This window comes from Jannaschia sp. W003, assembly GCF_025144335.1.
Lineage (GTDB): Bacteria > Pseudomonadota > Alphaproteobacteria > Rhodobacterales > Rhodobacteraceae > Jannaschia.
Window position 1 is genome coordinate 2411583 of sequence record NZ_CP083539.1, and the last position, 23309, is coordinate 2434891.

The following is a 23309-nucleotide window of genomic DNA, read 5'->3' on the forward strand; positions in this document are numbered from 1 at the left end:
GGTCCCCCCGTTCCCCGTCTTGCGCGGGGCGCAAAAGAAAGGGCCGCGCGGCGAAGCCGCGCAGCCCGATGGTCGTCGGCGGCCCCGAGGGGCGCGCGATCAGATGTCGTTGGCGAGGGCGCCGGCAGCGGCGCCGATCGCGCCGCCGGCGATGCAGTCGCCGTCGCTGAGGATCTCGCCGGCGGCACAGCCGACGGCTCCGCCGATCGCGGCACGCTCCAGGTCGGAGCCCTGCTGGCAGGCGGCGAGGAAGGCAACGAGGCCGAGGGCGGGCACGAGGAAACGGGGCATGGGGAACATCCTTGGTTGTGGCACGGCTTCAACGCCGGTCCCCCCACCGAAGTTTCGGTGCGTCGCGCCGACCGGGTCCGCGGCTCCGCCGGAAGGCCGGAAGAAAGAGGGCCGGACGGCGGCAACCCGCGAGGGGCCACGCGCCATCCGGCCCAGTAAGAGGCGCGGTTCCACACAGCGACGCTAGCGAGCGTTCGCCACGGGGCCACCGTGCGGCGCCTTCTGCTCGAAACAACAGCGCATTTCGCGACCGGCGGCCCATCGGCGCAACCCTGCCGAACACGGCACGCGCCGCGCGGATTCGCGCCTAGTCGTCCCATTCGTCCTCGGGGGGCTCGGGCGCCTGGGCCTCGAAGGCTTGGGGAAAGCTCGCGCGGGCGCGGTCAAGGTCGACGCGCAGCAGCGCCTCGTAGCTGGCGGGATCGAACGGATCCTCGGCGGGCACCACCTCCCGGCCGAACAGCCAGGACAGGCGACCCGCGTCGAGGTTGCCGCGCTCGAAGGGCGCGTCGCCGAAGTGCTCCACCAGTGCGGCGAGGAACGCCGCGTCGGCGGCGCGGTCCACGGCGCGGCGGTCGCGGAACCGCTCGCGCGCCTTCAGCGGGGTCACGCCGCGCGGGTTGGCGCGGCGGATTGTGAACTGGTGATCGGAGGAGGGCATCCGTCCGGGAAAGCCGCGGTGCTTCAGCATCGGGCGCCCTCCCGGACGGGGGCGTGCGGGCCGGCGGCCCGCACGGGATCAGAACTTGCCGCTGCTCGGCTCGACCACGACGGGCGCGGGCTCGACGATGACGATCTCCTCGGGCGTCGGGTTGGGCAGCAGGCAGCCGGACAGGGCCGCGGCGGCGCCGAGGAGGACGGTGAACTTCGCGATGGTCGACATGACGATCTCCTGATGGGCGCGGGGCGGGCCATGCAGGCACCGTCCGCGTGCGGAACCGCCCCGTGGCGGCCTTCCGATTCCCTAGCAGGAGGATGGGGGCGGGAACACGCCTGCCCCCGAAGCGCCGCCACCGCGCCCCATGCTTGTGGCGCGGCGGCGACAGGACGGGTGCGGGGGGCGGCGATCGCCCCCGCGCGCCGCGCCTCAGAACTTCGTGCTGACCGGGTCCATGGTGACCGGCTCGATGATGACCACGTCATCCTCGACGGCCGCGGTGCACGCGGCGATGGCGGCGGTGAGTCCCAGGACGGCGACGGCCTTGACGAGCTTTTGCATTTCTTTCTCCTGACTTCAGTGAGTGGATCGCGGTGCGTAGGTGCATGATCCCCCTCCCCCTCAAGACTCGAAGGGGAAATTCGTTCCAACATTTTCGTGAGCGCATGCCAACAGGGCCACCCGCGGTGATGCGCCGGGGCCACGGGAGGGTCGGCGCGCAGGGAACGCGAAAGGCCCGCCCCGCCCGCTGGGACCCACCGTCCGCCCCCGGCGCCCTCTCCGCGGCCTAGTCTTCCAGCAGCCGCTGCAGCTGCGAACGGCTGAGGCCGGACCAGCCCACGAGGCGCCGCGCCTTCGCGGCGGCGCCCAGCTCGGTCCAGGTGTAGGGGGCCGCGCAGTTGCCCTTGGCGGCGACGGGCGGAATCAGATCGGTGGTGTCCATGGCGCCGCAACGCGCTCCGCGCGCCGGCCGTTCCCTCGCGTGGCCCCATCTCAGAGCGGGATCGTGGAGTGCTTGCGCCAGGGTCGGTCCTGGCGCTTGCCGCGGAGCGACGCGAAGGCCCGCGCCACGCGCCGGCGGGTGCCGTGCGGCTGGATCACCTCGTCCACGAAGCCGCGTTCGGCGGCCACGAAGGGATTCGCGAACCGGTCCTCGTAGTCCTTCGTGCGCGCCGCGATCCGCTCCGGCTCGCCCAGTTCCTTGCGGTAGAGGATCTCCACCGCGCCCTTGGCCCCCATGACGGCGATCTCGGCCGTCGGCCAGGCGTAGTTGAAGTCGCCCTTCAGATGCTTCGACGCCATCACGTCGTAGGCGCCCCCGTAGGCCTTGCGGGTGATCACCGTCACCTTCGGCACCGTGGCCTCGCCGTAGGCGAACAGGAGCTTGGCGCCGTGCTTGATCACGCCGCCGTACTCCTGCGCCGTGCCGGGCAGGAAGCCGGGCACGTCCACGAAGGTCAGGATCGGGATCGAGAAGGCGTCGCAGAAGCGCACGAACTTCGCGCCCTTGCGAGAGCTGTCGATGTCGAGGCACCCGGCCAGCACCGTCGGCTGGTTCGCCACCACCCCCACGGTGCGCCCCTCGAGGCGGATGAAGCCGGTCACGATGTTGCCCGCGAAGTCGGCCGCGATCTCGTAGAAGTCGCCCTCGTCGGCGACCTTATGGATCAGCTCCTTCATGTCGTAGGGCTGGTTCGGGTTGTCGGGGATCAGCGTGTCGAGCGACATGTCGAGGCGCTGGGGGTCGTCGAAGAAGGGGCGGACGGGGGGAATCTCGCGGTTCGACAGGGGCAGGAAGTCGAACAGGCGCCGGATCTCAGCCAGCGCCTCGACGTCGTTCTCGAACGCTCCGTCCGCCACGCCGGACTTGCGGGTGTGGGTGACGGCGCCGCCCAGCTCCTCGGCGGTGACGACCTCGTTGGTAACGGTCTTCACCACGTCGGGGCCGGTCACGAACATGTAGGAGGAGTCCTTCACCATGAAGATGAAGTCGGTCATCGCCGGCGAGTAGACCGCGCCGCCCGCGCAGGGCCCCATGATGACGCTGATCTGGGGGATCACGCCACTCGCGTCGATGTTGCGCTGGAACACCTCGGCATAGCCGGCGAGCGAGGCCACGCCCTCCTGGATGCGCGCGCCCCCCGAGTCGTTGAGCCCGATGACCGGGGCGCCGTTCTGCAGCGCCATGTCCTGGATCTTGCAGATCTTCTGGGCGTGGGTCTCGGACAGCGAGCCGCCGAACACCGTGAAGTCCTGGGAGAACACGTAGACGAGGCGCCCGTTGATGGTGCCCCAGCCCGTGACCACCCCGTCGCCCGCGGGCCGCTCGTCCTCCATCCCGAAGTCGGTGCAGCGGTGACGCACGAACATGTCGAACTCCTCGAAGCTGTCCGCGTCCAGCAGCAGCTCGATCCGCTCGCGCGCGGTGAGCTTGCCCTTGGCGTGCTGAGCCTCGACCCGGCGCTCGCCCCCGCCGGCGCGGGCGTCGGCGCGGCGGGCGTCGAGCTCCTCCAGGATGTCCTTCATCGCGTTCCTCCCCGTGGGCCGTGCGCCGGCCGCGTCGCAGAGGTCTAGCGCGCCCCGCGGGGCGGCGAAAAGGCCCCGCGTGATGTTAGCGCCGACGCACCGATCCGCGCGCCGGCGCGTCGTTCCCGCCCGGACCGCACAGGCGCCTGTGCGCCCGCGCGGCTGGGCGGGCGCCCGCAGGCGACGTATCTCCCCGCCCATGGCCATCCTATCCGAGCAGCCGGGCGCGCATCGCTCGCCCCCCCACATCCTGACGCTCGTCGCCCTGGTCGGCGTCTCGACGCTGTCCATGAACGTGTTCCTGCCCTCGCTCCCCGCGATGGCCCGCTGGTTCGAGGCGGACTACGCGCTCGTGCAGCTCTCCGTCGGGGCCTACCTCGCCGTGAACGCCGCGCTGCAACTCGTCGTCGGCCCCATGTCGGACCGCTGGGGACGCCGCCCCGTGATCCTGACCGGCATCGCGCTCTTCATGCTCGCCACGATTGGCTGCCTCTGGGCGCCCACGATCGAGATCTTCCTCGTGTTCCGCATGAGCCAGGCCGCGATCGTCACCGCGATGGTGCTCAGCCGCGCCGTGGTGCGCGACCTCTACCCGCAGGACCAGGCCGCCTCGATGCTGGGCTACGTCACCATGGGCATGTCCGTTGTGCCGATGATCGGCCCCGCCCTCGGCGGCGCACTGGAGGCGTCGTTCGGATGGCATTCCAATTTCTGGCTGCTGCTCGCCGCCGGCGCCGCGCTGTGGCTCCTCGCCTACGCCGACCTCGGCGAGACCGCACCGCGCACGGGCGGCACGTTCCGCGAGCAGACCCGCGAGTATCCCGAACTGCTGCGCTCGCGCCGCTTCTGGGGCTACTGCCTAACCTCGGCCTTCGCCTCGGGCGCGTTCTTCGCCTATCTCGGCGGCGCTCCTTACGTCGGCACGGAAGTCTACGGCATGACGCCCGCGGAGCTGGGCTTCTTCTTCGGCGCACCCGCCCTGGGCTACATGGTCGGCAACGGGATCTCGGGGCGCTTCTCGCAGCGCTTCGGCGTGGACCGCATGATCCTGTGGGGCGCGCTGGGACAGGTGTCGGGCCTCGGCGTGCTGCTGGTGCTGACCCTCCTCGGCTTCACCTCGCCGTGGCTGTTCTTCGGCTTCATCACCTTCGTGGGCCTGGGCAACGGCCTCGTGATCCCGAACGCCACCGCGGGCATGCTGTCGGTGAAGCCGCGCCTGGCGGGCACCGCCTCGGGCCTCGGCGGCTCGATCATGATCGGCGGCGGCGCGGCGCTGTCGTCGCTGGCCGGCTGGCTGCTGGGCTTCGGCGGCGGCTCGCTGCCCCTCACCACGCTGATGGTGGTCTCGGGGCTGGCTTCGGTCACGGCGATCGCGTTGACGATCCGCCGCAACCGGCGCCTCGGCCCGCTCGCCTAGGACCATCGGCCCGGTTGCCCGCCCCGCGGCGCCGCCCCATGCAAGGGGCGCGCCATCAGGAGGACCGCCGCCATGGAACTGTCAGGCACCCGCACCATCGCCGCCCCGCGCGAGGCCGTCTGGGCCGCGCTCAACGACCCCGAGGTGCTGCGCGCCTCGATCCCCGGCTGCACCGCGCTCAGCGGCTCGCCCGAGGAGGGCTTCGAGGCGACCGTGACGCAGAAGGTCGGCCCCGTGAAGGCGACGTTCCACGGCGCGGTGCAGCTCTCGGACGTGCGCGCGCCCGAGAGCTACCGCATCGCCGGCGAGGGCAAGGGCGGCGTGGCCGGCTTCGCCAAGGGCGGCGCCGACGTGCGACTGGCGGAAGTGCCCGAAGGCACGGAGCTGAGCTACGACGTGGACGCCAAGGTGGGCGGCAAGATCGCCCAGCTCGGCAGCCGCATCGTGGACAGCTTCGCCGCCAAGATGGCGGATGCCTTCTTCGAGAACTTCAAGACGCAGGTCGAGGGCGCGCGCGACACGGCCTGAGCCGTCAGCGCCCCCCGGCCCGCGTCCAGCCCGCCTTCTCGGCCTCGGCCTCGGTGCAGAACCACCGCTCGCCCTTCGTCTCGTCGATGCGGGTCGGCCCGTAGCTGCCGGTGCCGGGGACGTGGTAGAGCTTGCCGTTGCCCGAGATGTTGCCCTTGATCGGGCAGTCGCCCGCGTCGGGCGCATTCGCCTCGGCTCGCTCGGCGCGCTGCGCGTCGCGCCAGGCGGCGGGGTTCAGCATGTCGTAGGCCCACACCCCGCGCCCCAGGAGGATCGCCTCCTTCTCCTCCTCCGCGTAGCGCGGATCGTCGCGGTAGCGCAGCGCCACGCCCTCGCGCACGAGCGCGGCGTTGGCGTCCCGCCCGCCCACCTCGCACACGGCGAGGTAGCGGTCGTAGCGGTCCACGTCCTCGACCCGGCAGACGGCGGTGCGGCCCTCGAACATCGCGCGCGCCCACTCCGTCGCCATCCGGCCGCAGGGCAGCTCGCGCGCCCCGTCCCGGCAGCCCTGCGCCGCCTCGGGCGCGTCGATGCCGACGAGGCGGATGGTCTCGGGGGCGCCGATGTCGAAGGTGTCGGCGTCGACGACGCGGACGGTCCCGCTCAGGGTCTGGGCGCCCGCGGGAAGCGCGGCGGCGAGCGCGACGAAGAGTGAACAAAGTCTTAACATGCCCCCCAACTGCGAGCGTTGCCCGCGGGTTGCAACCCGCGGCGGGGGAGCATGCCTAATGCTTCACGGCATGGCTCACCGGCGTGATCTCCCGCCGCGCCCGCGCCTCGCGCCAGGCGATGAAGCAGACCGAGGCGACGATGATCGTGCCGCCCCCGATCACGAAGAGGTCGGGCGGCTCGTCGAACAGCGACCAGCCCAGCAGAACCGCCCAGATGAGCTGAAGGAACGTCGCCGGCTGCGTGACCGCGACCGGCGCGGCGGCGAAGGCCCGCGTCATGGTGTAGTGCCCCGCCGTGGCGAAGGCCGCCACCAGCAGCATCCACCCGAGGTCCCGCACGGTCGGCGCGACCCAGTCCATCGCCGCCAGCGGCGCCAGGCCGATGGTGACGGCGACCGACAGCCCCGCCACCACGGTCTCGGCGGGCAGGCGGTCCGACAGGCGCTTGGCGAAGAGGTAGGACGCCCCGAACAGCACGGCCGTCCCCAGCATGGCGACGTGCCCTGGCTCGATCGCGCGGAAGCCGGGACGGAGGATCACCACGGCGCCCACGAGGGCGGCGCCGATCGCCGCCATGCGCCGCAGGGCCAGCGGCTCGCCGAGGAACAGCGCGGCGCCCAGGGTCACGTAGACCGGCGAGAGGTAGTTCATCGCCGTGACCTCGGCGATCGGGATCTGCGTCATGGCGAAGAACCACAGCGACACCGCCAGCGTGTGCGCCGCCCCCCGCCCCGCGAAGAGCACGAGGTCGCCGCGCGTGATCGGCGTGCTGCGCAGGGCGCGGAGCATCGGCAGGAGGAACACGAGACCCAGCAGGTAGCGCAGGAACGCGGCCTCGGCGGCGGGCAGGTCTTGCGCCGAGTGCTTTACGATGCCGGTCACGGCCACGAAGCACAGGCCCGTCACGATCATCCACAGGATGCCCTGCACGGGCCGGGAGGGTGTCGTCATGCCCGTGGCCTGCGGGCCGGGGCCCGGGGTGTCAATCGAGGATCAGCCCGAGCGCGATGGCGGCCATGATTGCGGCGATGAGGGCATCGAGCACCCGCCACGCGCCCGGCCGCGCGAACACGGGCCGCAGCAGCCGCGCGCCGTAGCCCAAGGCGGCGAAGAACGCGAAGGACGCCGTCACCGCCCCGGCCCCGAACGCTGTCGGGATGGCGGCCTGCGTGGAGATCGTGCCCAGCAGCGCCACGGTGTCGAGGTAGACGTGCGGGTTCAGCCAGGTCAGGGCCAGCGCCGTCAGAACCGTCCGTCGCAGACCCGCGCCCTGCCCTTCGGCCCGCAACGCCCCCTCCCCCCGCCACGCGGCCACGGCGGCGCGGGCCGCGTAGGCCAGCAGGAACGCCGCTCCGCCCCAGCGCATCGCCCCGAGCAGCCACGGCGCCGCCTCGACCAGCGCGCCCGCTCCCAGCACCCCGGCGGCGATCAGCAGCGCGTCCGAGACGGCGCAGCACAGGACCACGGCGCCGACGTGCTCGCCCCGCAAGCCCTGCCGCAGCACGAAGGCATTCTGCGCCCCGATGGCGAGGATCAGCGAGAGACCGAGGGCGAAGCCGGAGAGGGCGGAGGCGAGCATGGGCGCCCCCTGCCCGCCCCGGCGCGCCGCTTCAACCGGTGCCGAACGCCGAGACCGCCCGAGCCCGCTTCAGGAGCGCCAGGGCCACGGCGATCACGAAGATGAACGTCACGCCGCCCAGCACGCGCTCGTAGAGCCCGTCGATGTCGGTGGGCAGGAAGAAGAAGATCGGCGCCATCACGACCCACAGCACCGTGGCGGCCTTGCAGGCCCAGCCGTAGCGGTCGCCCATGCGCGCCGCGCCCTCGGACATGGCCCAAGGCATCACCGCGAAGGTGACGCCGAGCGCGTAGACGAGGTAGATGTGGATCACCGTGCCGTCCTGGTCGGCGTCGCCGTACTCGTTGCGCGCGCCCACCAGGAACACGATCAGGCCGGTGACGAGCAGGCCGTAGACGCCCAGCGTCCAGCCCTTCCCGCCCAGGTGCGCGTGCGAGGCCGCCGCCGCCAGGGCGATCAGCCCGAGGCTGAAGCCGTAGATGCCGATGTCGGCGATCCACTCGTACTCGCCCGCGCCGAGATCCGAGATCGTGTCCGCGATCCAGTCGTGGTCGGGGACCACCACGTCGCCGATCAGCAGCGCGGCGGTGAAGATCGCGCAGCCCGCGATGGCGAGCCACGCGAGGCCGCGCAGGAACCCCGGGTTCTCGGGAATCGGCGCGGCGGGCGTGGCGGGCTTCGCGTGGTGCATGGGCGGGGGTCTCCGGGGCTGGGGTTCGCCATGCCAACCGCCCGGATGAGGGGCGGTTCCCCCGCCCCTCCCCTCAGAGTTGCGCCATCACCTCGTCGGACGCCTCGAAGTTGGCGGTGACGTTCTGCACGTCGTCGTCGTCCTCGAGCGCCTCGATCAACTTCATGAGCTGCTGCATGCCGTCTAGGTCCAGCTCCGTGGTAGTCTGGGGGCGCCAGACCAGCTTGGTCGACTCCGATTCGCCGAGCTGCTTCTCCAGCGCCGTGGAGACGGCGTTCAGGTCGGTGTCGGCGCACCACACGACGTGGGACTCCTCGTCGGATTCCACGTCCTCGGCGCCCGCCTCGATGGCGGCCATCATCACCGTGTCCTCGTCGCCCACCGAGGCCGGGTAGACCACCTGCCCCTTGCGGTCGAACATGAAGCCCACGGAGCCGGTCTCACCGAGGTTGCCGCCGTTCTTCGAGAACGTGGAGCGCACCGACGAGGCGGTGCGGTTGCGGTTGTCGGTCATGGCCTCGACGATGATCGCGACGCCGTTGGGGCCGTAGCCCTCGTAGCGGATCTCGTCGTAGTTCTCGGCGTCGCCCCCGGTGGCCTTGGCGATCGCCCGCTCGATGTTGTCCTTGGGCATCGAGTTGGACTTGGCCTCCTTCACGGCGAGGCGCAGGCGCGGGTTCTTGTCGGGGTCCGGGTCGCCCATCTTGGCGGCCACGGTGATCTCCTTCGACAGGCGCGAGAAGACCTTGGCCTTGAGCTTGTCCTGCCGGCCCTTGCGGTGCTGGATGTTCGCCCATTTGCTGTGGCCCGCCATGGCGCCCTCCCCCGTTGCTGCGACGGCGCGATATAGGGCGGGCGGCGCCGGCCCCGCAAGGCCCGCGCGGCGCGGGTCGTCAGCCTTCGATCTCGAGCACGCCCGACGTGAACGTGCCGTCCGCCGGCGCCACGAAGTCGTCCGACGTCTCCGCCGCCGGGGCCGCCTCGGGCACCTCGAACAGGGCCTCGGGCATGGGCCGCACGAACAGCTTGCGGATGCCGTCGACGTCGGTGACGTAGACCTCGGCCCGCGCGCCGGGCTCGCCGGCGGGTCCGACCACGCCGAAGCCGTCCTCGAGCGTGAACCGCCCCGGATCGCCGCCGATCGCGAACACCACGTCGAAGGGCAGCGAGTAGCCGCACTCCGAGGTGACGCCCGACCAGCCCGACTCCGCGCCCTCGGGGCGGAACGCCACGCAGCGCGCGCCGTCGGACATCAGGAAGGTCGCGCGCGCCGCGGTGACGCGGACGTCGGCCACGCGGGTTTCCGCCGAAGGCCCGGCTTCGGGCATTCGCGGCGTGCCGTCCATCATGCCGGTGAGGGGGCTCTCGATGCAGGCCGAGAGCGCGAGCGGGGCGAGGAGGAGGGCGGAGATCGGTCTCAAGCGGGCGGTCTTTCGGTTCGGCGGGCCCCTACAGGGGCCAGATCAGCGGGATGACGAGCGCGCTCAGCACGCCGACGCTCAGGTTCAGCGGGATACCCGCGCGGAGGAAGTCGGTAAACCGGTATCCGCCCGGGCCGTAGACCAGCATGTTCGTCTGGTAGCCGATCGGCGTCGAGAACGAAGCCGAGGCGGCCACCATCACGGCCACCACGAGGGGGCGCGGGTCGATGCCCAGCGCCCCGGCGAGGCCGATGGCGACGGGCGTGATCACCACCGCCACCGCGTTGTTGGTGACCAGCTCGGTCAGCACCGAGGTCAGCAGGAAGATCGACCAGATCAGCAGCGGCGCCGGCAGCGTGCCCAGCCAGGGCGCCACCGCGTCCACGATCATCGTCACGGCCCCCGAGGCCTGCAGCGCCGCGCCCACGGCGAGCATCGCGAAGATCATCGCCAGCAAGCGCCCCTCCACGTAGCCGAACGCCTCCTCGGCATCGACGCAGCGGGTCAGCAGCACCACCGCCACGGCCAGCACCGCCAGCGCCAGGATCGGCGCCGCGCCGAAGGCCGACAGCGTCACCAGCGCGGCGATGGCGCCCACGGGCACCCAGAACTTCTCGCGCCGGAACGCCTCGGCGGCGGGATTGGCGATGTCCTGCAGGCGCATGTCCTCGGCGAAGCGGTGGATGTCGGCCTCGGCGCCCTCCACCAGCAGCGTGTCGCCCACCTGCAGCTCCACCTCGTCGAGCTGCCCCTGCAGGTTGCGGTCGCGCCGGTGCACGGCCAGCGGGTAGACCCCGTAGCGGCGGCGCAGGCGCAGCACGCCCAGGGTGCGCCCAACCAGACGCGCGCCGGGCGTCACCAGCACCTCCACGGTGCGCGTCTCCACGGCGCCGAGCTGGTCGATGCGGCGGAGCGAGGGGTCGCGCTGAAGGCTCAGGAGCTCGGCGATCTCGGTGCGCAGCACCACCCGGTCGCCCATCTGCAGCCGCACGTCGTCGAGCGTGCGCCGCAGGCTCACGTCGCCCCGGATCACGTCGACCAGCCGCACGCCGGGTCGCTTGAACAGCTGCACCCCGTTCACGTCGCGGCCGATCAGGTTGGAATCGGGCGGGATCACCGCCTCGGCGAAGTACTTTGAGCGCTTGCGGTCGCCCCCCAGCATCGCCGCCATCGAGGTGCGCTCCGGGATCAGGCGGGGCGCGATGAACCAAAGGTAGAGCACGCCCCAGACGCACAGCACGGCGGCCAGCGGCGTCACCTCGAAGATCGTGAACGGCTCCAGCCCCTCGGCCCGCGCCACGCCGTCGACCAGCAGGTTCGTGGACGTGCCGATCAGCGTCAGCATGCCGCCGAGGATCGAGGCGTAGCTCAGCGGGATCAGCAGCCGCGAGGGCACCGTGCCCAGCACGCCCGAGAGCTGCACCATCACCGGGATCATCACCACCACCACGGGCGTGTTGGCGACGAAGCCCGAGGCCAGCACCACGAAGCCCAGGATCATCGCCATCGCCATCTTGGGCTGCGAGCGCGCCCGCCCCTCAGCCATGCGCGTGAACGCGTCGAGCGCCCCGGTGCGCACGAGGGCGCCCATCAGGAGGAACATCGCTCCGATGGTCCAGGGCGCGGGGTTGGAGAGCACTCCGAGCGCCGCGTCGTAGGGCAGCACGCCCGTGGCCAGCAGGAACGCCACGCCTGCCAGCGCGACCACCTCGGTGGGATAGACCTCGCGCAGGAACAGCAGGAACATCGCCGCCACGGTGGCGAGCGCCACCCACGCCTCGGCCGCCTGCGGCAGGTCGAGCCAGTTCACGCGCCGACGCCCCTCACGCCGCAGGCCCGGCGGGGGCCAGCCGCCCGCCCCGGCGCACCGGCTCGGCGTGCAGGGCCTTTCCGGTGGCGTCGTCGGTCTCCACGAAGAGGCCGCAGAGCGTCGCCTCGCCGCCCGCCGGCTCGAAGCGCGCCTTGGTCATCCCGGTCACGAAGCGGCGCAGCGGCTCGGTCTTCTCCATGCCGATCACGGAGTGGTAGTCGCCGCACATGCCCGCGTCGGTCAGGTAGGCGGTGCCGCCCGGCAGGATCATCGCGTCCGCCGTGGGCACGTGGGTGTGCGTGCCCACGACGACGCTCGCGCGCCCGTCGCAGAAGTGCCCCATCGCCATCTTCTCGCTGGTCGCCTCGCAGTGCACGTCCACCAGGGCGGCCTGCACCGCGCCCCCCAGCGGGGCCGCGCGCAGCACGGCGTCCACGGCCGAGAACGGGTCATCGTAGGTGCGCGACATGAACACCTGCCCCAGCACCTGCGCGACCAGGAGGCGGCGACCCGCGATCTCCAGCACCCGCGCACCCCGGCCCGGCGCGGCCTTGGCGTAGTTCAGGGGGCAGATCACGCGCGGCTCGGTCTCGATGAACTGCATCATGTCGCGCTGGTCGAAGGCATGGTCGCCCAACGTGATCGCGTCGGCCCCGGACTCCAGGATCGCCTTGGCCTGCGCCGCGTTCAGCCCCCGCCCCGACGAGGCGTTCTCGGCGTTCACCACCACCGCGTCGAGGCGCAGCTCGGCCCGCAGCGCGGGCAGGCCCGCGGTGAGCGCGGTGCGGCCCGCGCGGCCCATGACGTCGCCGAGGAAGAGGATGCGCATGAGGAGTGCGATACGCGAGGGGGCGCGGAGGCGGAAGGCCCCCCGTGCGCCACGTTCCCCCACGCGCTACGTCGTGCCCAGAGGAGCCACCATGCCGCACCTGCGCACTGCTGGAAACACCGCCGCCACCTACGGCCGCGTGGAGCGCGCCTTCCACTGGAGCGTCGCGCTGCTGATCGCCTCCGCGGTCGGGCTCGGCCTCGCCGCGCAGTGGGCGCCGCTGGCCTCGGACGCCGCGTGGGCGTGGAAGGCGCGGCTCTTCAGCCTGCACAAGACGGTGGGCGTCGCCGCCTTCGCCGTCGCCCTCGCCCGCATCGCCTGGGCTGCCGCGCAGCCCCGCCCCCGTCCCCTCCACCCCGAGCGCCGGTGGGAGACGCGCCTCGCCCGCGCCGTGCACGGGACGCTCTACGGCGCGCTAGTCCTGGTCCCCCTGTCCGGCTGGCTCGCCCACGCCGCGATGCCGGGCTTCGCGCCGATCCTCTTGCCCGTGCCCCAGTCCCTCGCCCTGCCCGCGCCGTGGCCCGAGCGTCTGGCCGCGCTGCACGTGGTGGCGGGCCGCGTCCTCCTCGCGGCGGTCGCGCTCCACGTCGCCGGCGCCCTGCGCCACGCGCTCGAGCGCGACGGCACCCTCGCGCGGATGTGGAACGGCTGGGCGCCCCCCGAGCCGCCCCCGCCGCCCCGCGACCGCGCCCCCCTCCTCGCCGCCATCGCCGTCTGGGCCGTCGCCGTCGTCGCCGGCCTCGCCCTCGCGCCCACCCGCGCGCCGGTCGCCGCCATCGCCCCGGCCCCCGCCAGCGGGTGGCAGGTCGAGAGCGGCACGCTCGGCATCGTGGTCCGCCAGATGGGCGCGGAGGTGGAGGGCACGTTCGACCGCTGGACGGCGGCGATCGACTACGACCCCGAGGCCCGCACCGGCACGGTGGACGTCCGCGTCGACGTGGCTTCGCTCCGCGTCGGCGCCGTGTCCACGGAGGCCGCCGCGCCCGAGTTCCTCGACGCCGCTGCCCATCCCACCGCCACGTTCCGCGCCACGATCCGCCCCGAGGGCGCGGGGCTGGTCGCCGACGGCACCCTCGCCCTGCGCGGCGTCGTGCTGCCCCTCGCCCTGCCCTTCGCGCTCCACCTGGACGGGGACCGCGCCACCGCCAACGGCGAGGCGACGCTCGACCGGCTGGCCTTCGGCATCGGCGCGTCCTACCCCGAGGACGCGAACGTGGGCCACGCCGTGCGCCTGCGCTTCGCCCTGGTCGCCACCCGGGAGGCCCCGTGACCGAAGACATCGCCCTGCGTCCCCACCACGTGCTCTGCGCCATCGGCTTCCGGGGCCGCGGCTACGACGACGGCTTCGTCGGCAACATGGCACGCGTGGTGGGCGGCCTGCGCGCGGGCGCCCGCGTGTGGATCACCGGCGAGGCTGACGCCATCTGCGCCCCCTGCCCCCGCCGCCGCGGCGCCGGCTGCGAGGCGGATGCCGCCATCGCGCGTCTCGACGCCGCCCACTCAGAGGCGCTCGGCATCGCGCCGGGTGAACGCCACGACTGGACCGCGCTGGAACGCCGCGCCGCCGAGCGCGTCGTCCCCGAGGACCTGGACCGGCTCTGCGAGGGCTGCCGCTGGCTCCCCCTCGGCCTCTGCCGGGGCGCGTTGGCCGAGCTGCGCGCGCGCTGAAACGAAGAGGGGCCGCGCCTCGCGGCACCGCCCCCTCCGATTCCGTCAGGTCCGATCAGGCGCGGTGCAGCGCCTTCACGCCGCCCGCGACGATCACCGCCGCCAGCACCGCCTTGATCGCATCCCCGAGCAGGAACGGCGTCATGAACGCGCCCAGCAACTCGCCCGTCGCCAGGTCCTGCCCCCAGACGCCCACGCCCAGCGCGCCCGCCACGCCCATCGGCCAGGCGAGGCCGAACACATACAGCACGGCCGACGCCACCAGCGCCGCGCCGATCATCGCGGCCAGCCCGCGCCCGGCGGCGAGGCCCGCGATCGCGGCCATCGCCACGAAGCCCACGAGGAAGCCCGCGGTCGGGCCGGCGAAGGCCACGCCGTTCATGCCGTTCGCGAACACCGGCAGGCCCGCGAGGCCTTCCGCGAGGTACAGCGCCACCGTGGCCGCGCCCATGCGCGCGCCGAAGGCGAGGCCGACGAACAGCACGGCCAGCGTCTGCAGCGTCATGGGCACCGGGTAGAAGGGCACGGAGACCTGCGCGGCCAGCGCGATCAGCACCGAGCCGGCGACCGCGAGCGCGGCGCGCTTCGTCCAGTTCATCTGCCCGAGGGCCATCGAAGTCAGCGTCATATCCACCTCCAAGACGTCGCGTCCTTTTCCGCCCGCCGCCGGGGGGTGTCAACGCTTGCGGCGCTTGCGGCCCGGCGCGCCCCGTGGCACGGCCCCGCCCCATGACCGAACCTCTCGCCCTCGTCACAGGCGCCTCGCGCGGCCTCGGCGCCGCCGCCGCCCTGCGCCTCGCCGCCCGCGGCCACCACGTCGTCGCCGTGGCGCGCACCCAAGGCGGGCTCGAAGCGCTCGACGACCGCATCCAGGCGGCGGGCAGCTCGGCCACCCTCGCGCCGATGGACGTGACGGACGTGGGCGCCATGCAGCACCTCTGCCGCTCGATCCACGACCGCTGGGGGGGGATCAACGTATGGGTCCACGCCGCGGTCCACGTGCCGCCCCTGTCCCCGGCCGAGATGGTGGACGAGCGGGATGCCAAGAAGGCCATCGACACCAACGTCGCCGCCACGCTGCGGCTCATTCCTTACGTCGCCCCCCTCCTGCGCGCGGGCGGCGGCGGGCACGCGGTGTTCTTCGACGACCCCCGCCCGCCGAAGTTCGCCTCCGCCTACCTCGCCACCAAGTGGGCGCAGCGGGCGGCCGTGGAGGCGTGGCAGGCCGAGGCCGTCACCCCCGGATCGCCCGCGATCCACCTCCTCCAGCCGCGCCCCACCGCCACCGCGACCCGCGCGCGCTTCCACCCCGGCGAGGACCGCTCGGCGCTCGCCTCCCCCGACGACGAGGCGGCGCGGCTGCTGGAGAGCGTCGGGCTTTAGGGCCGCCCTGTGGAGCTGTAACCGACTGCCACCGCGGCGCACCACGCTCCGGCCTTGCGCCGGGGCCTCGGCCCGAACCTTGTCGCTGCCGCTTCGGAGCGTGGCGCACGCTCGACGCAGAGACCCCGGCGCAACGCCGGGGAGCTCCAAATCCGGCGACCCCGCCGGTGCGGGGCCGCGTTCGCGCCTCGGATCGGTCCACTGGACCGATCCGTCCGGCCTGCGGCCGGACCGGTGCTTACCGCTCCGGAATCAGCCCCCGCGGCGAGAACCTGAGCACCAGCAGCAGAATCAGCCCCATCGTCAGCAGCCGCATGTGCGCCGCGGCATCCAGCAGATGCCCCTTCAGCCACGAGCCGTCCGCCATTCCGGCCGTCACCGCCTGCATCAGGAGCGCGCCCAGCGGCTCCACCTGAACCCAGAGCCACCAGATCAGGAAGCCGCCCAGCACGGCGCCCCAGTTGTTGCCGGACCCGCCCACGATCACCATCACCCAGACCAGGAACGTGAAGCGCAGCGGCTGATAGCTCGACGGCGTCAGCTGCCCGTCCAGCGTGGTCATCATCGCCCCCGCCAGCCCGCACACGGCGCTCCCTAGGATGAACACCTGCAGGTGCCGGCGCGTGACGTCCTTGCCCATGGCCTCGGCGGCCACCTCGTTGTCGCGGATCGCCCGCATCATCCGCCCCCAGGGCGAGGCCAGCGCCGCCTGCGCAAGCCAGATCAGCACCGCCAGCACCACCGCGAACAGCCCCGCATAGGCCAGCTTCACCGCAATGGTGGAGGCGGTTACGGGGTCCCAGCCCCACTCGGTGACGAACTCGTTGAACGCGCGCGAGGACTGCAGGTCGATCTCGTAAGGCACGGGGCGCGGCAGGCCGATCACGTTCTTCACGCCGCGCGCCAGCCAGTCCTCGTTCCACATGATCTGGATCACGATCTCCGCGATCCCCAGCGTGGCGATGGCCAGGTAGTCCGAGCGCAGGCCCAGCGCCGTCTTGCCCACGATCCAGGCAGCCCCGGCCGCCAGCAGCCCGCCCACGGGCCAGCCGAGGATGATCGGCAGGCCGAGGCCGCCGAGATACCCCGTGGTCGCGGGGCTGACCGCCTCCACGGCGGCAACGCCCGGATCGAACACGGCGCGGAACAGGATGAAGCCGACCACGAGGATCGCCAGCACCGCCAGCGTGCGGAAGCGCCGGAGGTGCCGCCACGCCATGATCGCCGCCACCACCGTGGCCGCCCCCATCAGGAGGCCGCCTACGACGCGCAGGCCGCCCGCCGCCCAGGCCTCGCCCACGGGCGGCATGGACACCAGCACCGCGCCGAGGCCGCCGAGGGCCACGAAGCCCATCACGCCCACGTTGAAGAGCCCCGCGTAGCCCCACTGCATGTTCACGCCCAGCGCCATGATGGCCGAGATCAGCCCCATGTTCAGGACGGTCAGCGAGACGTTCCAGGACTGCACGAGGCCGGTGCCGACGAACAGCACGGCCACGAAGGCGAAGAGCGCGAGGTCGCGCGGACGAATGGTGCTCATACGGATTTCCCCGCGAAGAGGCCGGTCGGCTTGATGAGGAGGACGATCAGCAGGATCACGAACGAGACCGCGAACTTGTAGTCGGTCGACAGGAGCTGCACCAAGCCGTCCGGCTCCAGCGCCTCGGGCAGCGCGTAGCCCAGCACCTTCTTGAGCGGGTAGGTGATCGTGATCTCCGCGAAGGCGATCACGAAGCCCCCGGCGATGGCCCCCAGCGGGCTCCCCAGGCCGCCGACGATGGCGGCCGCGAAGATGGGCAGGAGGAGCTGGAAGTAGGTGAACGGCTTGAACGTCTTGTCGAGGCCGTAGAGCGTGCCCGCCACCGTCGCCAGCCCGGCCACGATCAGCCAGGTGATGACCACGACGCGCTCGGGGTTGATGCCGGACAGGAGGGCCAGGTCCTCGTTGTCCGAGTAGGCGCGCATGGACTTGCCGGTGCGGGTGCGGTTCAGGAACCAGAACAGGGCGATCACCACGATCACCGCTACCACGATGGTGATGACCTGCGTGGTCTTCAGCGCCAGCCCCTCGTCGAGCCCGGTGAGCGTCCGGAAGTCGCGCGCGGTCATCAGAAACCGCTCGCCGTCCGCGAACTGCTGGTCGTCGGGGCCAATGACGAAGCGGGTCAGGCCGTTGTAGACGAACATGACCCCCAGCGAGGCGATCACGAAGATCACGGGCGCCGCGCGCTTGCGCCGGTAGAACCGGTACACCAGCCGGTCGGTGCCCAGCACGAGGGCCGCCGCCACGGCGATGCCGATGGGCAGCGCGAGGAGGGCGGTGGGCAGCGGTCCGAGGCCGATGCCAGCGGACTGCATGGCCCAGGTGGGCAGGATCACCCCCATGGTGCCGAAGGCCATGGTGTCGCCGTGGGCGAAGTTCGAGAAGCGCAGGATGCCGTAGATCAGCGTGACCCCCAGCGCGCCGAGGGCCAGCTGCGCACCGTAGGCGGTGGCCGGGATCAGCACGAAGTTGGCGAGGGTCACGAGGGCGTTGAGGGGTTCCATCAGTTTCCCCCGAAAAAGTTGCAGGTCCCGAACCATTGCGACGGGACGAACTCGCCAAGTAGCTGGGTATGTCTAGAATGGATGGCCGCGCCGTCCGTGAGAATTGTGGTCGATTGTACCGATCCAGCAGTCAGGGGCTCGATGAACGAAATGCCAGAATCACCAGCGACCGGGAACACCCGAACCAAGCCTACATTTCCCTGCATGTAGGCGTCACCTGCACCGCTAGCTTCGATGAAGAATGTTAGGTTCATCTGCTTTTGTTCGCATGTAGCCCGGCTGCACTCTTCATAGAATTCGCAGACGTAGCTGACTGGTCCTGCGAGCGCAGGTTCGGCAGTCAACAGCAAGGCACCGTAGGCGGTGGCCGGGATCAGCACGAAGTTGGCGAGGGTCACGAGGGCGTTGAGTGGTTCCATCAGGCAGGCTCGCAGATTCCGTAGTGGACGCGCACGTCGCCCATGCGACCCGCGAGCGGGGTCCGCATGAGCGCGAACTCGGCGTAGTCGAGCGGCTCGAGCGTCGCGTTGAAGATGTAGCTCAGGGCGAAGCTCTCGGCCCCGTCCTCGGAGACCCACAGCCGGGCCGATAGGTCGGTCGAGAGCACGGGCAGCTTCGTGCCCTCCCAGTGGACGAACCGCGCCTCGGCGCCGCCCTCGGCCCCGTCGGCGTCCTCGCCCTCCACCTCGGGCGGCAGGATCGTCTCCATTGCGAACTCCAGCGCCTCGGCCGCGCAGCCCTCCAGCGAGCAAACGGTGGCGGCGGTGCAGCGCTCGGAGAAGCCCTCGGCGAGGGTGGGGGTGGCCGTTCCCAGAAGAAGCGCGAGCGATGCCGAAGCGGCCGCAAGCGTCCCCCGGAGGCCCCGGAGCAGGTCCGGGGCGCGGTGCGCGAGCCCCGCCCTACCCACCGAGGAAGCTCCGGCGGACCTCGTCGTCCTCCATCAGCGCCTTTCCCGTCCCCGTGAACGCATTCCGCCCCTGCACCAGCACGTAGCCCTTGTCGGCGATGTTCAGCGCCTGCCGGGCGTTCTGCTCGACCATGAGGATCGGGATGCCGGTGCGGGCCACCTCGATGATGCGGTCGAACAGCTCGTCCATCACGATCGGCGAGACGCCGGCCGTCGGCTCGTCGAGCATGAGCACCTTGGGCTTCGTCATCAGCGCCCGGCCCACGGCGACCTGCTGGCGCTGGCCGCCCGACAGCTCGCCCGCCGGCTGGCGGCGCTTCTCGCGCAGGATCGGGAACAGGTCGTACACCTGTTCCATGGTCTCGCGGTAGTCGTCGCGCCGGATGAAGGCGCCCATCTCCAGGTTCTCTTCCACGGTCATCGTGGTAAAGATGTTCGAGGTCTGGGGCACGAAGCCCATGCCCTTCGCCACCCGGTCTTGGGGCGAGAGCGCGGTGATGTCCTCACCATCCAGCCGCACGCCGCCCTGGCGCAGGTTCAGCATCCCGAACACGGCCTTCATGGCCGTCGACTTGCCGGCCCCGTTCGGGCCTACGATCACGGCGATCTCGCCCGGGTCCACCGCTATGGTGCAGCTATGGAGGATGTCGGCGCCGGTGCCGTAGCCGCCCGTCATCCCCTCGCCGATCAGGAACGCGTCCTGCTCGTGGGGCCGGTCGGCCTCGGCGGGGATCGAGCCGCGGTGGAGCTGCCCGCTCCCGCCGCCCTTGCGCGTGATCGAGGCGTCGTTGTTGCCCCTGTCCTCGGCCCAGGGGTTCTCGTCGCTCATGCGACCTGATCCTTGTTCTTGAGGCCGGTGCCGAGATACGCCTCGATCACCCGCTCGTCGGCCTTGATCTCGGCCAGCGAGCCTTCGGCCAGCACGTGGCCCTCGGCCATGCAGATGACCGGGTCGCAGATGCGGCCGATGAAATCCATGTCGTGCTCGATCACCACGAAGGTGTAGCCGCGCTCCGCGTTCAGCCGCAGGATCGCGTCGCCGATGGTGTTCAGAAGCGTGCGGTTCACGCCCGCGCCGACCTCGTCGAGGAACACGATCCGGGCGTCCACCATCATGGTGCGGCCCAGCTCCAAGAGCTTCTTCTGCCCGCCCGAAAGGTTGCCCGCCTTCTCGTCCGCGAGGTGCGAGACGGTCAGGAAGTCGAGGACCTCGTCGGCCTTGCGGGCCAGCGCCCGCTCCTCCTCGCGGATGGCGCGGCGCTTGGTCCAAGTGCTCCAGATGCTCTCGCCGGTCTGCCCGCCGGGCACCATCATCAGGTTCTCGCGCACCGTCATCGAGCCGAACTCGTGGGCGATCTGGAAGGTGCGCAGGAGGCCGAGGTGGAACAGGTCGTGCGGCGGCAGGCCGGTGATGTCCTCGCCGCCCATCGTGACGCGTCCCGAAGTGGGCGGCAGCCGCCCGGCGATCACGTTGAAGAGCGTGGTCTTCCCGGCGCCGTTGGGTCCGATCAGCCCCGTGATCGAGCCCTCCTCGATCCGCAGCGAGGCGCCGTCCACGGCGCGGAAGCCGCCGAAGTGCTTGTGGAGGTCGTGGACCTCGATCATCGGGAATCCTCCTTGCGCGAACGGCCCCGGCGGGTGCCGGGGCCGCTGCCTTCGGGCGGTGGCGATCAGCGGTAGCCGACCACCTCCAGCGCGCCGTCGGTGAAGGTCACCTGGCGGTAGTTGCCGGCCGACTCGCCCGGTCCGATCAGCTCCACGGCCGTGGCGCCCACGTAGTCGATCTCGCCGCCGTCCTTGAGGATCTGCAGCGCCTTCTCCAGCTCGCCCGGCAGGATCTCCTCGCCCGGCGCGTTGGCCACGTCCATCACGTGGTCCTTGTAGACCTGCGGGTCCGACGATCCGGCGGCCTGCATGGACAGCATGATCAGGGCCGCGGCGTCGTAGCTCTCGGCCGAGAAGGGCTGGGTGCCGTCGTAGCCGGCCTCGGTGGCCATCTCCTGGTAGCGCTTGGCGCCGGGGCTGTCGGTGCCGGGGTTGGCGCCGAGCGAGCCGTCGATCTCGGTGCCGAAGTTGTCCTCCAGCGCCTGGGCGATCATGCCGTCCGGGAAGTAGAACCGGTCGAACGCGCCCGAATCGAGCGCCGCGCGCACGATGCCCGAGCCGCCCTGGTCGACGTAGCCGGCCACCACGAGGATGTCGCCGCCGCCCGCCGAGAGCGCGCCGACCTCGGACGAGTAGTCCGCCTTGCCGTCGGTGTGCGCCGCCGAGATCGTGACCTCGCCGCCGGCCTCCTCGAAGGCCGACTGGAACGCGTCCGCGAGGCCCTTGCCGTAGTCGTTGTTGGTGTAGGTCAGCGCCACCGACTCGATGCCCTCCTCCATGAGGATCTCGGACATGATCACGCCCTGGCGCGCGTCCGAGGGGGCGGTGCGGAAGAACAGGCCGTTGTCCTCGGCCGTGGACAGGCCCGGGCTCGTGGCCGAGGGCGAGATCTGCACGATGCCGTTGGGCACGGCCACGTTGGCGAGGATCGCGCCGGTCACGCCCGAGCAGTCCGCGCCCATGATGCCCTTCACGCCGTCCGACGTGACCATCCGCTCGGCGGCGGTGGTGGCGGCGGCGGCGTCGATGCAGGTGGAGTCGCCGCGCACGGGCTCGATCGCGACGCCGTCGAGCAGCATGCCCGAGTCCGTCACCTCGCTCATCGCCAGCTCGGCGCCGGCGGCCATCGTGGGCGCCAGCGATTCGAGCGGGCCGGTGAAGCCGAGGATCACGCCGACCTTCACGGGCGAGTGGGCGTCGGCGAAGGCGGCCGTGGCCGCGACGGTGGCCGCGGAGGCCAAGAGGAACTTCTTCATGTCGTGTCTCCCTGGTCGGAACGTTGTCCTGCGCGGACCCTACGCACGGGGCGCATCGTTTGAAAAGCGCGATTCCGGGCTTGCTTCGGGCACCCCCGCGCGGCCACCTGCGGCCATGCTGACGCTCCACCTCGCCCGCGGCACGGTCGCGCTCGCCGCCCACATGGCCCTCGAGGAGGCCGCGCTTCCCCACCGCCTCGCCTGGGTCGACTTCGCCGCCGCCGCCCAGCGCGGGCCGGCGTTCCTGGCCCTCAACCCCAAGGGTCGCGTCCCTGTCCTGGAGACGCCCGAGGGCGCGCTGACCGAGACGCCCGCGATCCTTGAGCACGTGGCCGCCCTCGCCCCGGAGGCGGCGCTGATGCCCGACGGCGCGTGGCCCCGCGCCCGCGTGCGCGAGACGATGGCGTGGCTCGCCTCCACGGTGCACGTCGCCCACGCCCACCGCATGCGCGGCCACCGCTGGAGCGACGATCCGGCCGCCCACGCCTCCATGCAGGCCAAGGTGCCCGAGACCATGGGCGCCGCCGCCGCCGAGGCGGAGGAGCGGCTCGGCGAATGCCCGTGGCTCCACGGCGCGTTCTCGGTGGCCGACCTCCACCTTTATGCGATCGCGCGCTGGCTGCCCGGCGACGGCGTCGACCTCGCGCGCTTCCCCCGCCTCGCCGCACACGGACGGGCCGTGGCCGCCCGGCCCGCCGCCGCGCGCGCCCTCGCCCACCACGGAGCGGCATGACCGGCGGGGCGGCATGAGCGCCCCGCGGCGCGGCGGACGCGCGGCGCGCCTCGCCGCCGCCGCGCGCCCCGGGCCGGGTTCCCCCCCCGACGCGCCCGCCCTCTCGGATGAGGCGCTAACCGGGCGCGGGCTGGAGGTGGCGCCGGCCGTCGACCGCGCGGGCCGCGTCCTCGCCATCGCCTGCGGCGCCCTCGCGCGCGAGATCCTCGCCCTCACCGCCCAGCCCGGCCTCGGCCACGTCGACCTCCACTGCCTCCCCGCGATCCTCCACAACCACCCCGAACGCATCGCCCCCGCGGTGGAGCGCGCGGTGGCCGAGCGTGCGGCGGGCTACGGCGCCGTGGTGGTGGCCTACGCGGACTGCGGCACCGGCGGCGCTTTGGAAGCCTTATGCGCCCGCATCGGCGCCCGGATGCTGCCCGGCGCCCATTGCTACGCCTTCTTCGAGGGCGTGGACGCCTTCGCCGCCCGGGGCGAGATCGACGCCTTCTACCTCACCGACTTCCTGGCCCGGCAGTTCGACGCCTTCGTCACGAAGCCCCTCGGCCTCGACCGCCACCCGGAGCTGCGGGGCACCTACTTCGGCCACTACCGCCGGCTGGTCTACCTCGCCCAGACCGACGACGCCGCGCTGGACGCGAAGGCGCGCGCCGCCGCCGACGCGCTGGGACTGCGCTACGAGCGCCGCCCCACCGGCCTCGCGCCCTTCGACGTCGCCCTGCGCGAGGCCCTGCCCGTGGACCCCGGCGCGGACGACGCGTAAGGGGGCGCCGACCCACCGGAGCCGCA

The 23309-nt window shown here is 72.1% G+C and carries 29 protein-coding genes; 7 read left to right on the top strand and 22 right to left on the bottom strand.

What is annotated here, in order from left to right; translation table 11 throughout:
- Positions 1–99 precede the first annotated feature (99 nt).
- The 6 genes from K3554_RS11810 to K3554_RS11835 all read right to left on the bottom strand — a co-directional run bounded on the left by K3554_RS11810 (position 100) and on the right by K3554_RS11835 (position 3475).
- On the bottom strand, positions 100–291 hold the full coding sequence (locus tag K3554_RS11810) for a hypothetical protein (RefSeq protein WP_259940480.1): 192 nt from the start codon (positions 289–291) through the stop codon (positions 100–102).
- Between the two features lie 307 nt (positions 292–598).
- Positions 599–982, bottom strand: coding sequence for a hypothetical protein (locus tag K3554_RS11815; protein ID WP_259940482.1), 384 nt, complete (start codon positions 980–982; stop codon positions 599–601).
- A gap of 48 nt (positions 983–1030) precedes the next feature.
- Positions 1031–1174 (bottom strand): hypothetical protein, encoded by a 144-nt coding sequence (locus K3554_RS11820; protein WP_259940485.1) that lies wholly within the window; start codon positions 1172–1174, stop codon positions 1031–1033.
- A gap of 204 nt (positions 1175–1378) precedes the next feature.
- The gene (locus tag K3554_RS11825; protein WP_259940487.1) at positions 1379–1510 is read right to left on the bottom strand and encodes a hypothetical protein; all 132 of its coding nucleotides are present in this window, start codon (positions 1508–1510) and stop codon (positions 1379–1381) included.
- Between the two features lie 226 nt (positions 1511–1736).
- Positions 1737–1892 carry a hypothetical protein gene (locus K3554_RS11830; RefSeq protein WP_259940490.1) on the bottom strand — a complete coding sequence of 52 codons (156 nt, stop codon included), beginning with the start codon at positions 1890–1892 and terminating at the stop codon, positions 1737–1739.
- Between the two features lie 50 nt (positions 1893–1942).
- Positions 1943–3475, bottom strand: coding sequence for an acyl-CoA carboxylase subunit beta (locus tag K3554_RS11835; protein ID WP_259940492.1), 1533 nt, complete (start codon positions 3473–3475; stop codon positions 1943–1945).
- 199 nt (positions 3476–3674) lie between these two features.
- Here K3554_RS11835 and K3554_RS11840 point away from each other — a divergent pair, with 199 nt between their 5' ends.
- On the top strand, positions 3675–4892 hold the full coding sequence (locus K3554_RS11840) for a multidrug effflux MFS transporter (RefSeq protein ID WP_259940493.1): 1218 nt from the start codon (positions 3675–3677) through the stop codon (positions 4890–4892).
- 72 nt (positions 4893–4964) lie between these two features.
- Positions 4965–5420, top strand: coding sequence for a CoxG family protein (locus K3554_RS11845; protein WP_259940495.1), 456 nt, complete (start codon positions 4965–4967; stop codon positions 5418–5420).
- Positions 5421–5424: 4 nt separating this feature from the next.
- Here the strand turns inward: K3554_RS11845 and K3554_RS11850 are convergent, their stop codons facing one another.
- The 8 genes from K3554_RS11850 to K3554_RS11885 all read right to left on the bottom strand — a co-directional run bounded on the left by K3554_RS11850 (position 5425) and on the right by K3554_RS11885 (position 12421).
- Entirely contained in the window at positions 5425–6090 is a 666-nt protein-coding gene (locus tag K3554_RS11850) for a thermonuclease family protein (protein WP_259940497.1), read from the bottom strand.
- Positions 6091–6145: 55 nt separating this feature from the next.
- Positions 6146–7042 (bottom strand): DMT family transporter, encoded by an 897-nt coding sequence (locus tag K3554_RS11855; RefSeq protein WP_259940500.1) that lies wholly within the window; start codon positions 7040–7042, stop codon positions 6146–6148.
- Between the two features lie 31 nt (positions 7043–7073).
- On the bottom strand, positions 7074–7670 hold the full coding sequence (locus K3554_RS11860) for a LysE/ArgO family amino acid transporter (protein ID WP_259940501.1): 597 nt from the start codon (positions 7668–7670) through the stop codon (positions 7074–7076).
- Between the two features lie 31 nt (positions 7671–7701).
- Positions 7702–8361, bottom strand: a complete 660-nt coding sequence (locus K3554_RS11865; RefSeq protein ID WP_259940502.1) for a DUF998 domain-containing protein — start codon at positions 8359–8361, stop codon at positions 7702–7704.
- Between the two features lie 73 nt (positions 8362–8434).
- Complete coding sequence (locus tag K3554_RS11870) at positions 8435–9175, bottom strand: YebC/PmpR family DNA-binding transcriptional regulator (RefSeq protein ID WP_259940505.1); 741 nt, start codon at positions 9173–9175, stop codon at positions 8435–8437.
- A 79-nt stretch (positions 9176–9254) separates the two neighbouring features.
- Positions 9255–9782: a hypothetical protein gene (locus K3554_RS11875; RefSeq protein ID WP_259940508.1), complete on the bottom strand. Its 528-nt coding sequence runs from the start codon at positions 9780–9782 to the stop codon at positions 9255–9257.
- Between the two features lie 28 nt (positions 9783–9810).
- Positions 9811–11592, bottom strand: a complete 1782-nt coding sequence (locus tag K3554_RS11880) for an SLC13 family permease (protein ID WP_259940510.1) — start codon at positions 11590–11592, stop codon at positions 9811–9813.
- A gap of 13 nt (positions 11593–11605) precedes the next feature.
- Positions 11606–12421 (bottom strand): TIGR00282 family metallophosphoesterase, encoded by an 816-nt coding sequence (locus K3554_RS11885; protein ID WP_259940512.1) that lies wholly within the window; start codon positions 12419–12421, stop codon positions 11606–11608.
- Positions 12422–12512: 91 nt separating this feature from the next.
- Between K3554_RS11885 and K3554_RS11890 the strand changes: the two genes are divergently transcribed.
- Positions 12513–13691, top strand: a complete 1179-nt coding sequence (locus tag K3554_RS11890) for a cytochrome b/b6 domain-containing protein (RefSeq protein ID WP_259940515.1) — start codon at positions 12513–12515, stop codon at positions 13689–13691.
- Complete coding sequence (locus K3554_RS11895) at positions 13688–14089, top strand: DUF1284 domain-containing protein (RefSeq protein ID WP_259940518.1); 402 nt, start codon at positions 13688–13690, stop codon at positions 14087–14089. The genes K3554_RS11890 and K3554_RS11895 overlap by 4 nt, the downstream gene beginning before the upstream one ends.
- A gap of 55 nt (positions 14090–14144) precedes the next feature.
- Here the strand turns inward: K3554_RS11895 and K3554_RS11900 are convergent, their stop codons facing one another.
- A complete protein-coding gene (locus K3554_RS11900; RefSeq protein WP_259940521.1) occupies positions 14145–14717 on the bottom strand; it encodes a biotin transporter BioY in 573 nt (190 codons plus the stop codon).
- Between the two features lie 101 nt (positions 14718–14818).
- Between K3554_RS11900 and K3554_RS11905 the strand changes: the two genes are divergently transcribed.
- Complete coding sequence (locus tag K3554_RS11905) at positions 14819–15472, top strand: SDR family oxidoreductase (RefSeq protein ID WP_259940523.1); 654 nt, start codon at positions 14819–14821, stop codon at positions 15470–15472.
- 238 nt (positions 15473–15710) lie between these two features.
- On the opposite strand, the gene K3554_RS11910 is transcribed toward K3554_RS11905, so the two are convergent.
- From K3554_RS11910 to K3554_RS11940, 7 genes are all read right to left on the bottom strand, one after another.
- Entirely contained in the window at positions 15711–17012 is a 1302-nt protein-coding gene (locus tag K3554_RS11910; protein ID WP_259940525.1) for a branched-chain amino acid ABC transporter permease, read from the bottom strand.
- Complete coding sequence (locus tag K3554_RS11915; RefSeq protein ID WP_259940528.1) at positions 17009–18019, bottom strand: branched-chain amino acid ABC transporter permease; 1011 nt, start codon at positions 18017–18019, stop codon at positions 17009–17011. The genes K3554_RS11910 and K3554_RS11915 overlap by 4 nt, the downstream gene beginning before the upstream one ends.
- Positions 18019–18438 carry a hypothetical protein gene (locus K3554_RS11920; RefSeq protein ID WP_259940530.1) on the bottom strand — a complete coding sequence of 140 codons (420 nt, stop codon included), beginning with the start codon at positions 18436–18438 and terminating at the stop codon, positions 18019–18021. Before K3554_RS11920 ends, K3554_RS11915 begins: the two co-directional genes overlap by 1 nt.
- Positions 18438–18926: a hypothetical protein gene (locus K3554_RS11925; protein ID WP_259940534.1), complete on the bottom strand. Its 489-nt coding sequence runs from the start codon at positions 18924–18926 to the stop codon at positions 18438–18440. The genes K3554_RS11920 and K3554_RS11925 overlap by 1 nt, the downstream gene beginning before the upstream one ends.
- Positions 18919–19755 (bottom strand): ABC transporter ATP-binding protein, encoded by an 837-nt coding sequence (locus K3554_RS11930; RefSeq protein ID WP_259940537.1) that lies wholly within the window; start codon positions 19753–19755, stop codon positions 18919–18921. The genes K3554_RS11925 and K3554_RS11930 overlap by 8 nt, the downstream gene beginning before the upstream one ends.
- Positions 19752–20531 carry an ABC transporter ATP-binding protein gene (locus tag K3554_RS11935; protein WP_259940539.1) on the bottom strand — a complete coding sequence of 260 codons (780 nt, stop codon included), beginning with the start codon at positions 20529–20531 and terminating at the stop codon, positions 19752–19754. The genes K3554_RS11930 and K3554_RS11935 overlap by 4 nt, the downstream gene beginning before the upstream one ends.
- Positions 20532–20596: 65 nt before the next feature.
- The gene (locus tag K3554_RS11940) at positions 20597–21787 is read right to left on the bottom strand and encodes an ABC transporter substrate-binding protein (protein WP_259940540.1); all 1191 of its coding nucleotides are present in this window, start codon (positions 21785–21787) and stop codon (positions 20597–20599) included.
- 115 nt (positions 21788–21902) lie between these two features.
- Between K3554_RS11940 and K3554_RS11945 the strand changes: the two genes are divergently transcribed.
- Both K3554_RS11945 and K3554_RS11950 read left to right on the top strand, forming a co-directional pair.
- The gene (locus K3554_RS11945) at positions 21903–22520 is read left to right on the top strand and encodes a glutathione S-transferase family protein (protein WP_259940543.1); all 618 of its coding nucleotides are present in this window, start codon (positions 21903–21905) and stop codon (positions 22518–22520) included.
- Positions 22521–22533: 13 nt separating this feature from the next.
- Positions 22534–23283 carry a DUF1638 domain-containing protein gene (locus K3554_RS11950; protein WP_259940545.1) on the top strand — a complete coding sequence of 250 codons (750 nt, stop codon included), beginning with the start codon at positions 22534–22536 and terminating at the stop codon, positions 23281–23283.
- The last annotated feature ends 26 nt before the right edge of the window (positions 23284–23309 follow it).

Coding starts and splice junctions, on each gene's coding strand:
- K3554_RS11840 (WP_259940493.1), top strand. CDS start 3,675: ATGGCCATCCTATCCGAGCAGCCGGGCGCGCATCGCTCGCCCCCCCAC.
- K3554_RS11865 (WP_259940502.1), bottom strand. CDS start 8,361: ATGCACCACGCGAAGCCCGCCACGCCCGCCGCGCCGATTCCCGAGAAC.
- K3554_RS11915 (WP_259940528.1), bottom strand. CDS start 18,019: ATGGAACCCCTCAACGCCCTCGTGACCCTCGCCAACTTCGTGCTGATC.
- K3554_RS11945 (WP_259940543.1), top strand. CDS start 21,903: ATGCTGACGCTCCACCTCGCCCGCGGCACGGTCGCGCTCGCCGCCCAC.
- K3554_RS11820 (WP_259940485.1), bottom strand. CDS start 1,174: ATGTCGACCATCGCGAAGTTCACCGTCCTCCTCGGCGCCGCCGCGGCC.
- K3554_RS11940 (WP_259940540.1), bottom strand. CDS start 21,787: ATGAAGAAGTTCCTCTTGGCCTCCGCGGCCACCGTCGCGGCCACGGCC.
- K3554_RS11890 (WP_259940515.1), top strand. CDS start 12,513: ATGCCGCACCTGCGCACTGCTGGAAACACCGCCGCCACCTACGGCCGC.
- K3554_RS11835 (WP_259940492.1), bottom strand. CDS start 3,475: ATGAAGGACATCCTGGAGGAGCTCGACGCCCGCCGCGCCGACGCCCGC.
- K3554_RS11930 (WP_259940537.1), bottom strand. CDS start 19,755: ATGAGCGACGAGAACCCCTGGGCCGAGGACAGGGGCAACAACGACGCC.
- K3554_RS11905 (WP_259940523.1), top strand. CDS start 14,819: ATGACCGAACCTCTCGCCCTCGTCACAGGCGCCTCGCGCGGCCTCGGC.
- K3554_RS11855 (WP_259940500.1), bottom strand. CDS start 7,042: ATGACGACACCCTCCCGGCCCGTGCAGGGCATCCTGTGGATGATCGTG.
- K3554_RS11950 (WP_259940545.1), top strand. CDS start 22,534: ATGAGCGCCCCGCGGCGCGGCGGACGCGCGGCGCGCCTCGCCGCCGCC.
- K3554_RS11885 (WP_259940512.1), bottom strand. CDS start 12,421: ATGCGCATCCTCTTCCTCGGCGACGTCATGGGCCGCGCGGGCCGCACC.
- K3554_RS11830 (WP_259940490.1), bottom strand. CDS start 1,892: ATGGACACCACCGATCTGATTCCGCCCGTCGCCGCCAAGGGCAACTGC.
- K3554_RS11900 (WP_259940521.1), bottom strand. CDS start 14,717: ATGACGCTGACTTCGATGGCCCTCGGGCAGATGAACTGGACGAAGCGC.
- K3554_RS11825 (WP_259940487.1), bottom strand. CDS start 1,510: ATGCAAAAGCTCGTCAAGGCCGTCGCCGTCCTGGGACTCACCGCCGCC.
- K3554_RS11910 (WP_259940525.1), bottom strand. CDS start 17,012: ATGAGCACCATTCGTCCGCGCGACCTCGCGCTCTTCGCCTTCGTGGCC.
- K3554_RS11935 (WP_259940539.1), bottom strand. CDS start 20,531: ATGATCGAGGTCCACGACCTCCACAAGCACTTCGGCGGCTTCCGCGCC.
- K3554_RS11920 (WP_259940530.1), bottom strand. CDS start 18,438: ATGGAACCACTCAACGCCCTCGTGACCCTCGCCAACTTCGTGCTGATC.
- K3554_RS11815 (WP_259940482.1), bottom strand. CDS start 982: ATGCTGAAGCACCGCGGCTTTCCCGGACGGATGCCCTCCTCCGATCAC.
- K3554_RS11850 (WP_259940497.1), bottom strand. CDS start 6,090: ATGTTAAGACTTTGTTCACTCTTCGTCGCGCTCGCCGCCGCGCTTCCC.
- K3554_RS11810 (WP_259940480.1), bottom strand. CDS start 291: ATGCCCCGTTTCCTCGTGCCCGCCCTCGGCCTCGTTGCCTTCCTCGCC.
- K3554_RS11845 (WP_259940495.1), top strand. CDS start 4,965: ATGGAACTGTCAGGCACCCGCACCATCGCCGCCCCGCGCGAGGCCGTC.
- K3554_RS11860 (WP_259940501.1), bottom strand. CDS start 7,670: ATGCTCGCCTCCGCCCTCTCCGGCTTCGCCCTCGGTCTCTCGCTGATC.
- K3554_RS11870 (WP_259940505.1), bottom strand. CDS start 9,175: ATGGCGGGCCACAGCAAATGGGCGAACATCCAGCACCGCAAGGGCCGG.